Origin of the sequence: Caballeronia sp., from assembly GCF_028292365.1 — a bacterium.
Lineage (GTDB): Bacteria > Pseudomonadota > Gammaproteobacteria > Burkholderiales > Burkholderiaceae > Caballeronia.
In genome coordinates this window covers 1-7,659 of sequence record NZ_JAQGMM010000617.1, presented here as the reverse complement: position 1 = coordinate 7,659, position 7,659 = coordinate 1, and the positions used below count along the sequence as shown (strand labels likewise).

The 7,659-nt window shown below is 61.3% G+C and carries 9 protein-coding genes and 1 pseudogene; 8 read left to right on the top strand and 2 right to left on the bottom strand.

What is annotated here, in order from left to right; all coding sequences use genetic code 11:
• Positions 1-618, bottom strand: a 618-nt coding sequence (locus JWR14_RS36085; protein WP_299719116.1) for an alcohol dehydrogenase catalytic domain-containing protein, incomplete at its 3' end; no start/stop codon positions are given.
• A 339-nt stretch (positions 619-957) separates the two neighbouring features.
• On the opposite strand from JWR14_RS36085, the gene JWR14_RS36080 reads away from it, so the two are divergent.
• Together JWR14_RS36080 and JWR14_RS36075 are read left to right on the top strand one after the other, a co-directional pair.
• Positions 958-1,806 (top strand): universal stress protein, encoded by an 849-nt coding sequence (locus JWR14_RS36080; protein ID WP_299719114.1) that lies wholly within the window; start codon positions 958-960, stop codon positions 1,804-1,806.
• Between the two features lie 39 nt (positions 1,807-1,845).
• The gene (locus JWR14_RS36075; protein WP_299719112.1) at positions 1,846-2,352 is read left to right on the top strand and encodes a universal stress protein; all 507 of its coding nucleotides are present in this window, start codon (positions 1,846-1,848) and stop codon (positions 2,350-2,352) included.
• A 56-nt stretch (positions 2,353-2,408) separates the two neighbouring features.
• Here JWR14_RS36075 and JWR14_RS36070 read toward each other — a convergent pair whose 3' ends face one another.
• Positions 2,409-2,909, bottom strand: coding sequence for a universal stress protein (locus tag JWR14_RS36070; RefSeq protein ID WP_299719101.1), 501 nt, complete (start codon positions 2,907-2,909; stop codon positions 2,409-2,411).
• Between the two features lie 242 nt (positions 2,910-3,151).
• Here JWR14_RS36070 and JWR14_RS36065 point away from each other — a divergent pair.
• From JWR14_RS36065 to JWR14_RS36040, 6 genes and pseudogenes are all read left to right on the top strand, one after another.
• Positions 3,152-4,360 (top strand): annotated as a pseudogene (locus JWR14_RS36065) (PAS domain-containing sensor histidine kinase); the annotation flags it as partial.
• On the top strand, positions 4,357-5,004 hold the full coding sequence (locus tag JWR14_RS36060; protein WP_299719099.1) for a response regulator transcription factor: 648 nt from the start codon (positions 4,357-4,359) through the stop codon (positions 5,002-5,004). The pseudogene JWR14_RS36065 and the gene JWR14_RS36060, both read left to right, overlap by 4 nt.
• Before the next feature lie 157 nt (positions 5,005-5,161).
• Complete coding sequence (locus JWR14_RS36055) at positions 5,162-5,560, top strand: response regulator (protein WP_299719097.1); 399 nt, start codon at positions 5,162-5,164, stop codon at positions 5,558-5,560.
• A gap of 153 nt (positions 5,561-5,713) precedes the next feature.
• Positions 5,714-6,442, top strand: coding sequence for a fumarate/nitrate reduction transcriptional regulator Fnr (gene fnr / locus JWR14_RS36050; RefSeq protein ID WP_299719118.1), 729 nt, complete (start codon positions 5,714-5,716; stop codon positions 6,440-6,442).
• A gap of 15 nt (positions 6,443-6,457) precedes the next feature.
• On the top strand, positions 6,458-7,207 hold the full coding sequence (locus JWR14_RS36045; RefSeq protein ID WP_299719095.1) for a YoaK family protein: 750 nt from the start codon (positions 6,458-6,460) through the stop codon (positions 7,205-7,207).
• Between the two features lie 230 nt (positions 7,208-7,437).
• A partial coding sequence (locus tag JWR14_RS36040; RefSeq protein WP_299719093.1) for an acetyl-coenzyme A synthetase N-terminal domain-containing protein occupies positions 7,438-7,659 on the top strand: 222 nt, incomplete at its 3' end.

The following is a 7,659-nucleotide window of genomic DNA, read 5'->3' as shown; positions in this document are numbered from 1 at the left end:
AACTTCCAAGCGCTTGTCGTCCAGGTCGATCATGATGATCTGGGCTGGGGAATAGAGCTGCGCCGTGAGTAGTGAAGCCAATCCGATGGGCCCTGCCCCGACGATCGCCACGGTGCTGCCCGGAGCGACCTTTCCGTTCAGCACGCCACACTCGAAACCGGTCGGAAGGATGTCCGAGAGCATGACCAACGCGTCTTCATCGGCGCCCGCGGGAATTGGATACAAGCTCGTTTCCGCATGCGGGATACGCACATATTCGGCTTGCGTGCCGTCGATCTTGTTGCCGAGAATCCAGCCGCCTGTCGTGCAATGCGAGTACATGCCGCGCCGGCAATAATCACATTTTCCACATGACGTGATGCAGGAAATAAGGACGTGGTCACCCGGTTTGAAGGTCGACACCGCGGCCCCAACCGCCTCGATTAGGCCAACGCCTTCATGTCCCAGGATGCGGCCCGGTTCACAGGTCGGCACGTCGCCTTTCAAAATATGCAGATCCGTACCGCAAATGGTCGTACGCGTGACCTTGACGATTGCATCCGTTGCCGAAAGGAGCTTCGGCATCGGCCGGTCGTCGAGGGATTTATTGCCGGGTCCGTGATACACGAGTGCCTTCATCGTCAATCTCCTTTTGCCTGGACATGCCTGGAAACGGGGTTTCCATGACGAAAACTTTAGGGTCTGCCGACACGGGCGCGGTTGACCTGTATCAACCGATAAGACATGGATGCGGAAAGTTTCCGCTATGACCATGACAGCGCCGCAGGCCATCTCGTGACGCACCAGCACGCGGCTCCTTGATCTGCATCAACGGAAAAAAAGCGCGAACTCATAGACTTTTTGTAAGCGCCGGGCAATCTGCGCCGGTTCCAAGACCGACCGAAGGACCAACTCCGATGCAGCGCCACCCGCTCACCGCGTCACTGACGCCAACGACCCGCTAACGGAGCATCTGCGATGAGCTACAAAAGCATCGTCGTTCAACTCGACATGAGCGCACGCGCCCATCCACGCCTCGAATATGCTTTGCGTCTCGCCAGGCAATTCGACGCGCACCTGACGGGCGTGTTCTCGGCGTTCAGTCCAGATCCGCGTTCTTTCTATGTCATGGCCGGAACGGCGGACTACTACGAAGAGCACCGCAAAGCCCGTCAGGAACGCCACGGCGCGCTCGAACGGATCTTTCACGCTGAACTGCTGCGCGCGGGTGTGAGGGGCCAGTGGGTCGACTACCCTGATTCCGCGGGCGAAGCGATCCCTCGCTATGCCCGTTACGCAGATCTGGTCGTGGCGGGGCAGGACGATCCGGATGATCCGGAAGCATTCGTCGCCGATCATTTCCCTGAAACGCTCGTCATGACCTCGGGCCGCCCTGTGCTGTTCATCCCCTACACCGGGGTGTTCCCGACGCTTGGCGCCAACATCATGGTTGCGTGGAACGGCAGCCGTGAGTCGGCCCGCGCTGTTCAAGACGCGATGCCGTTCTTGCAGCGCGCGGAAAAGGTCACCGTCGTCAGACTCAACGAATCGAAAAGCGAGCCGGGTGCTAGTTCCGTCAATCGCATTCCAGGCGCCGACATCGCGTTCTTGCTGGCGCGGCACGATGTCAAGGCCGAGGTCGCGGCACTCGACGGTGTCAACGACGTCCCCATGGGCGACATGCTGATTTCGCGCGCATCGGACCTGGATGCGGACCTCATCGTCATGGGCGCGTATGGCCACTCGCGCTGGCAGGAACTCGTGATGGGCGGTGCAACGCGCACTCTGCTGGAGTCCATGCCCATACCCGTATTGATGTCGCATTGATGTTGCTTTGATGTTGCTTCAGGACCAAGGAGATTCTTCATGTACACCCGTATTCTCGTTCCTATCGACGGCAGCGAAACGTCAGCGCACGCCCTTGACGCCGCCCTGCAACTCGCTCGCGAGCACGACGCGGAACTCAAGCCAGTTTATGTGGTGGACGTGCCGCAATTGATGTATTCGGGGCCGGCCTGTGACCCATCGCTCGTACGTGAGGCCTTCGTCAAAGAGGGCGCGCTCGTGCTAGCTGACGCTACCGCCAAGATGCTGCGCGCGGGTGTCAAAGGCTCCACGCTCGTGGTTGAAGTCGATCCGTTGGGTGATGACATCGCCCAGCGGATCACAGCCGCCGCGAAAGATTTCAGCGCTGATCTCGTGGTCATGGGCACGCACGGCCGGCGCGGCTGGCGAAGGCTCGTGCTGGGTAGCGTGGCCGAGCGTTTCTTGCGGATTTCGACCCGGCCAGTGCTGCTGGTACCGCTGCATTCCGTGGAAACAAAGGAACCACGCAAAGTGAGCACACTGGACGTTGCAGGCGCGTCTACATAAGTGGCGGGACCGTCCCGATCCGTCCCTACACCGGTCGGGACGTTACTGGGAATGCGCTAGAGCGCGAGTGCCGCGTCATGTTCATCGTCGCGCTGATCGTCGCGAACGGTGAGGACCGGAACATGACTCGACCGCAAAATCGTTTCCGCCACACTGCCGATCAAATGCCGGCGAACGCCACGCGGCCCATGCGACCCCATCACGATAAGATCCGCTTCGAATGCCTGAGCCGCCTGCATGAGGGCGCCCGGGATGCTTGCGCCGTGTGCATCAATTATCTGAGTAATGCAGCGTACTCCGCTGTGTACCCCGCCGCTTACCCCGCTTCGTACCCCGCTACGCTCGCACAACTCGCGCACATGATCGAGTTGCCAGTGCGCGCCGGCATCGGCCGCCTCCTCTTCGAAAGCTCCGCCCTCGAGATCGCAAACATCGTGCGAGACAACGCACGCCACCATCAACATCGCATCAACGGCCTGCGCCAGCTTGAACGCCTCTTCAAGCGCGCGGCTCGCGCTAAGGCCGCCGTCGAGCGCCACCAGAATTCGTTTGTACATGACCATTCCCCGGATGTCCTTCATCTTTCAGTGTCCGCGTGCAGGCCTGCCGGCCGCTTGATCCACATCAATTCACGCGGCCGGGCGATACGCCGTGCAAATCACGTCCGCAGCGGCACGGTATGATCCGCACACACTCAGCAGCACGCATACCCCTTTTTCCCGGAGACCCCATGTCCGCGTCACGGCGTAACACGGCATCGCAGCGCGGCGCCGGTCGACCGCCCCGCGTAACTGGCGTGGTTGGCATGGCCGGCGCCCTCCTGCTCACCGCGAGCGCGGCCTTCCTTGCGTTCAGGCGCAAGAGCACGAAGGCCGCAAAGGCCGCAGTACCCGCTTCAACGCGGCTCGACGAAGCGCGGCTGCTCGGCATCATCCGGTCGTCGATGGAAGCGATCATTACCATCGACGAAAACCAGCGTATTGTCATGTTCAATCCAATGGCGGAACGTCTATTCGACTGCCCGGCGGCCGACGCACTCGGCACCGCCCTCTCCCGCTTCGTTCCTGAGCGTTTTCGCGCTGGTCACGAAGCGCATGTGCGCCAGTTCGGTGTGACCGGCGTGTCCGACCGGCAAATGGGTGGGCGGCGCATACTGTACGGTCTGCGTGCGACCGGGAGTGAGTTCCCGTTCGAAGCATCGATTTCCCAATTCGGCGATGAAAACGGCAAGCTTTACACGGTGATGCTGCGCGACATCAGCGCGCAAGTCGACGCTGAACGCTCGCTGCAACGCTCGCACGAGGAACTGCGGGAGCTCTCCGCGAATTTGCTGAATATCCGCGAGGAAGAAAAGTCCCGTATTGCAAGGGAGTTGCATGACGACCTGGGCCAGCAATTGACCGCGCTGAAAATGGATATATCCTCGCTTGAACTTGACGCCGGAACGAACGCTGAGGCGCGCGCGCAATTGCGCGGCATGCAGCGCCTGATTGACGCAACCGTCGCCTCCATGCGCCGGATAGCCGCCGACCTGCGCCCGGTGATGCTCGATGACCTGGGCCTGGTCCCGGCCATCGACTGGCTGGCGATCGACTTTACGAACCGCTACGGTATTGACGTCGAGCGGCGGATCGACGCGAGGCATACCATTTTCAGCCGCGACGGCGCGACCGCCGTGTTCCGGATCGTGCAGGAAGCGCTGACCAATGTGGCGCGCCACGCGCAAGCTACCCGTGTCGACCTGGCGTTATATCTGGAAGGCGACCGCTGCATCCTGCGCATTGCCGACGACGGCATCGGCGCGCATGAGCGCGTCGACGCCGGGCGCAAGTCGTTTGGTCTTATCGGCATTCGCGAGCGAGCGCACGGGCTGGACGGGTCAGTGTCAATCGAATCCGGCATCGGACGAGGGTTCGCCGTCACCGTCACATTCCCGTTGGCGACCTTGCAACAGGACAACCCTTTCTCCGACAATCCAGAAAACACCGAGGAAGAACCGCTGCAATGACCCGAGTATTGATCGCCGATGACCATGCGCTCGTGCGCGACGGCCTACGCCATATCCTGCGCAGCGCAAACGGCCTGGAGGTCGCTGGTGAAGCCAGCGACGGCACTACCACCATGGCAATGATCCGCGCCACCCCGGCGGACGTACTGGTCCTCGACCTGTCGATGCCCGGCAGGAACGGCGTAGAACTGCTCAAGCAGATCAAGGACGAGAAGCCGGCGCTGCGCATCCTGGTCCTGACCATGCATGCCGAACAGCAATACGCGGTGCGTGCGTTCAAGGCGGGGGCATCGGGTTATCTGACCAAGGAAAGCGCGAGCGCCGAACTGGTCACAGCCGTGAGCAAGGTCGCGGCGGGCGGCGTATACGTGAGCCTCGCGATGGCCGAGCGCCTCGCGCAAAGCCTGAATGAACCGGCCGACGACCTGCCGCACCGGCGGCTTTCCGACCGCGAATTCGAGGTGTTCCGGCGGATCGCAGCAGGCGAGACGATCACGCAGATCGCCCAGGCACTGTCGGTGAGCGCCAAGACGGTCAGCACCTACAAAACCCGCATCCTCGAAAAAATGCAGATGCCGCACGACACCGCGCTGGTCCGCTATGCCATGCGCCACAAGCTTTTCGACGACGACTGCGACGCCTGATACCCCGAATACCCCCGCCCAATACGCTTGCAAAAAGCGTGTAGTCCGATCCCTACAGCCCTTCCCAAACCCCTACATCATGTCTGGCCGCTCGCCGATTTTATTTTGAGATAGCCCCGACCATACTTCGAGGCATGAACTCAAACGGTTGCGGGCCATGCTGAAGATCTTCCTTGTCGACGACTCCGGCCTTGTGCGCCGCCGCCTCTCTGCGCTGATCGACGCGCTCGCCGACGTGGTGATCGTGGGCGAGTCGGAGGAAGCGGACACGGCGCTCGGGTGCATCCGCATGACGCGCGCGGATCTTGTGATCGTTGACCCGCATCTGGCGGCGGGCAACGGCATGGAGATCGTTGCATCGCTGGCGCGTGCCAAGCCGCCCGTCGTGACCATGGTGTTGACCAATCATTCGGGACCGGCGTTTCGTGCCGCATGCCAGCGCGCCGGCGCGAGCTATTTCTTCGACAAGACCGGCGAGTACGAACTGGCCCGCGACACCATCGTGCGACTGGCCAACGAGCACCGTCCCGAGCCGACACCCTGCGAGCCAGCATGACCTTGTACCCGGTTCGCACCCGATCTGCACATGTTGTCCGTCCATCTATTCAGTGATCGTCCGACTCTTCTGGAGACAGGCATGACCTCAGCTACCGCTTATGCGTCCGCTTACGCGCCCGCTGCTTCAACGACCGCGATTCCTCTCGCTTATATGGCGCGTTCCACCATCACGAGCCCGCCACCACCGGGCACTCGTGCGGACACGAATTGCTCCGCGTGTTCGTTGCACTCCATCTGCATGCCGGCTCACCTGAGCGCGACGGAGCTTGCGCGGCTCGACGCCATTGTTTGCTCCACGCGAGTTGTACGGCGCGGCGAGACGCTCTACCGCGCCGGCGATCAATTCAAAAGCATCTACGCCGTGCGCGTCGGTTGTTTCAAGACCGTCATTACGCATCGCGACGGCCACGAACAAGTCACCGGGTTTCACATTGCGGGCGAACCGCTTGGGCTCGATGGCGTGTGCTCCGATGAACAGAATTGCGATGCGATCGCGCTCGAGGACAGCAAGGTGTGTGTCATCCCGTTCGACTTGCTCGAGGACCTTTGCCACGACGTGAAGGCCATGCAGCAGCATGTGCATCGCATGATGAGCGGCGAGATCGTGCGTGAATCCGGGCTCATGATGATGCTCGGCACCATGACCGCGCAGCAGCGCGTGGCTGCGTTCCTGCTCAACCTGTCGTCGAGGATGAAAACGCGGGGCTACTCTTCCGCGGAATTCAATTTACGGATGACGCGCGAAGAGATTGGCAGCTATCTCGGGCTCAAACTCGAGACCGTCAGCCGGATGTTCTCGAAGCTGCAGCACGCAGGGGTGATCGATACAAACGGCAAGCAGGTACACATTCTCGACAGCGAGAAGCTCGCCGGCGTCTGATCGAATCGAACGGACATGCCTATCGAATACCTGCGAGGTTTCGCGCGGCCGCAGCGCACCGACCAAAATAACCGGCGCCTTGGGCGCTGGCTGGCGTTTATTGCAGGCGCGGCCAATGCCGGCGGTTTTCTTGCCGTCGGTCAGTACACCTCTCATATGTCGGGGATCGTATCGGCGCTCGCCGATAACCTCGCGGCAAGCGACTTCGGCCTCATCGTCGCGGGATTGAGCTCACTCGCGGCGTTCATGACCGGCGCGGCAACCTCCGCGATCATGATCAACTGGGGCCGGCGCCGGCGGGCACACAGCGAATACGCACTGCCGTTGATGCTGGAAGCCGTGCTGCTGCTCGTGTTCGGGCTGCTCGGTTCGAACCTGGAAAACAACCGGTTCCTGTTCGTGCCCGCCACCGTAGGGTTGCTGTGCTACGTAATGGGCCTGCAGAACGCGATCATTACGAAGATCTCCAAAGCCGAGATCCGCACCACGCATATGACCGGCATCGTCACGGATATCGGCATCGAGATCGGCAAGCTTTTTTACTGGAACGTGTCCGAATCCGGACCCGGCGCCACCGCTGTCAGGGCGGACCGATCCAGGCTCCGGTTGCTGGCTTCGCTGCTCGGCATGTTCTTCATTGGCGGCCTCGCCGGTGCGCTAGGCTTCAAGTACGTGGGTTTCATATCGACCCTGCCGCTTTCGGCAATGCTGGTCGTATTGGCAGTCGTGCCGCTGGTGGACGATCTGGTCGGGCAGCGTAGGTGAAACCACGGCACTAGCCAGCCTGTTTGACTTGCATCAAGCCGATATCCGTTGCACCTCGCATAGTCAGATAACGGCAGCGCCTTTTTTGACAGGCGCAACCGCTGCACTTCCTGTTGTGTCACCGGGCCATCAAGAGCCCCTTATCAAAGAGCCCCCAGCAAGCGCCCCTATCAAGCGACGATCCCTGTTGGCTCGCCGAACTCACGATCCATGATCAAAGCGAGGAGACCATGTCTACCATCGAATCGACCCCTCTCGTCCCTGCCCAGGGCATTCCTCCGGCAGGCCGCAGCGCGATTAAAAGCATGGACGATTACCACGCGCTCGTGGCTGAGGCCGCGCAAGATCACGAAGCTTTCTGGGCACGTCTTGCGCGCGAGCATCTGAGCTGGCGCCGTCCTTTCACGCAGATTCTCAACGACCAGGATGCGCCGTTTTACAAGTGGTTCGAA

What these genes read in the sequence shown, in the direction of transcription:
- JWR14_RS36080 (WP_299719114.1), top strand. Translation starts at nt 958, where the DNA reads ATGAGCTACAAAAGCATCGTCGTTCAACTCGACATGAGCGCACGCGCC.
- JWR14_RS36075 (WP_299719112.1), top strand. Translation starts at nt 1,846, where the DNA reads ATGTACACCCGTATTCTCGTTCCTATCGACGGCAGCGAAACGTCAGCG.
- JWR14_RS36070 (WP_299719101.1), bottom strand. Translation starts at nt 2,909, where the DNA reads ATGTACAAACGAATTCTGGTGGCGCTCGACGGCGGCCTTAGCGCGAGC.
- JWR14_RS36060 (WP_299719099.1), top strand. Translation starts at nt 4,357, where the DNA reads ATGACCCGAGTATTGATCGCCGATGACCATGCGCTCGTGCGCGACGGC.
- JWR14_RS36055 (WP_299719097.1), top strand. Translation starts at nt 5,162, where the DNA reads ATGCTGAAGATCTTCCTTGTCGACGACTCCGGCCTTGTGCGCCGCCGC.
- fnr (WP_299719118.1), top strand. Translation starts at nt 5,714, where the DNA reads ATGGCGCGTTCCACCATCACGAGCCCGCCACCACCGGGCACTCGTGCG.
- JWR14_RS36045 (WP_299719095.1), top strand. Translation starts at nt 6,458, where the DNA reads ATGCCTATCGAATACCTGCGAGGTTTCGCGCGGCCGCAGCGCACCGAC.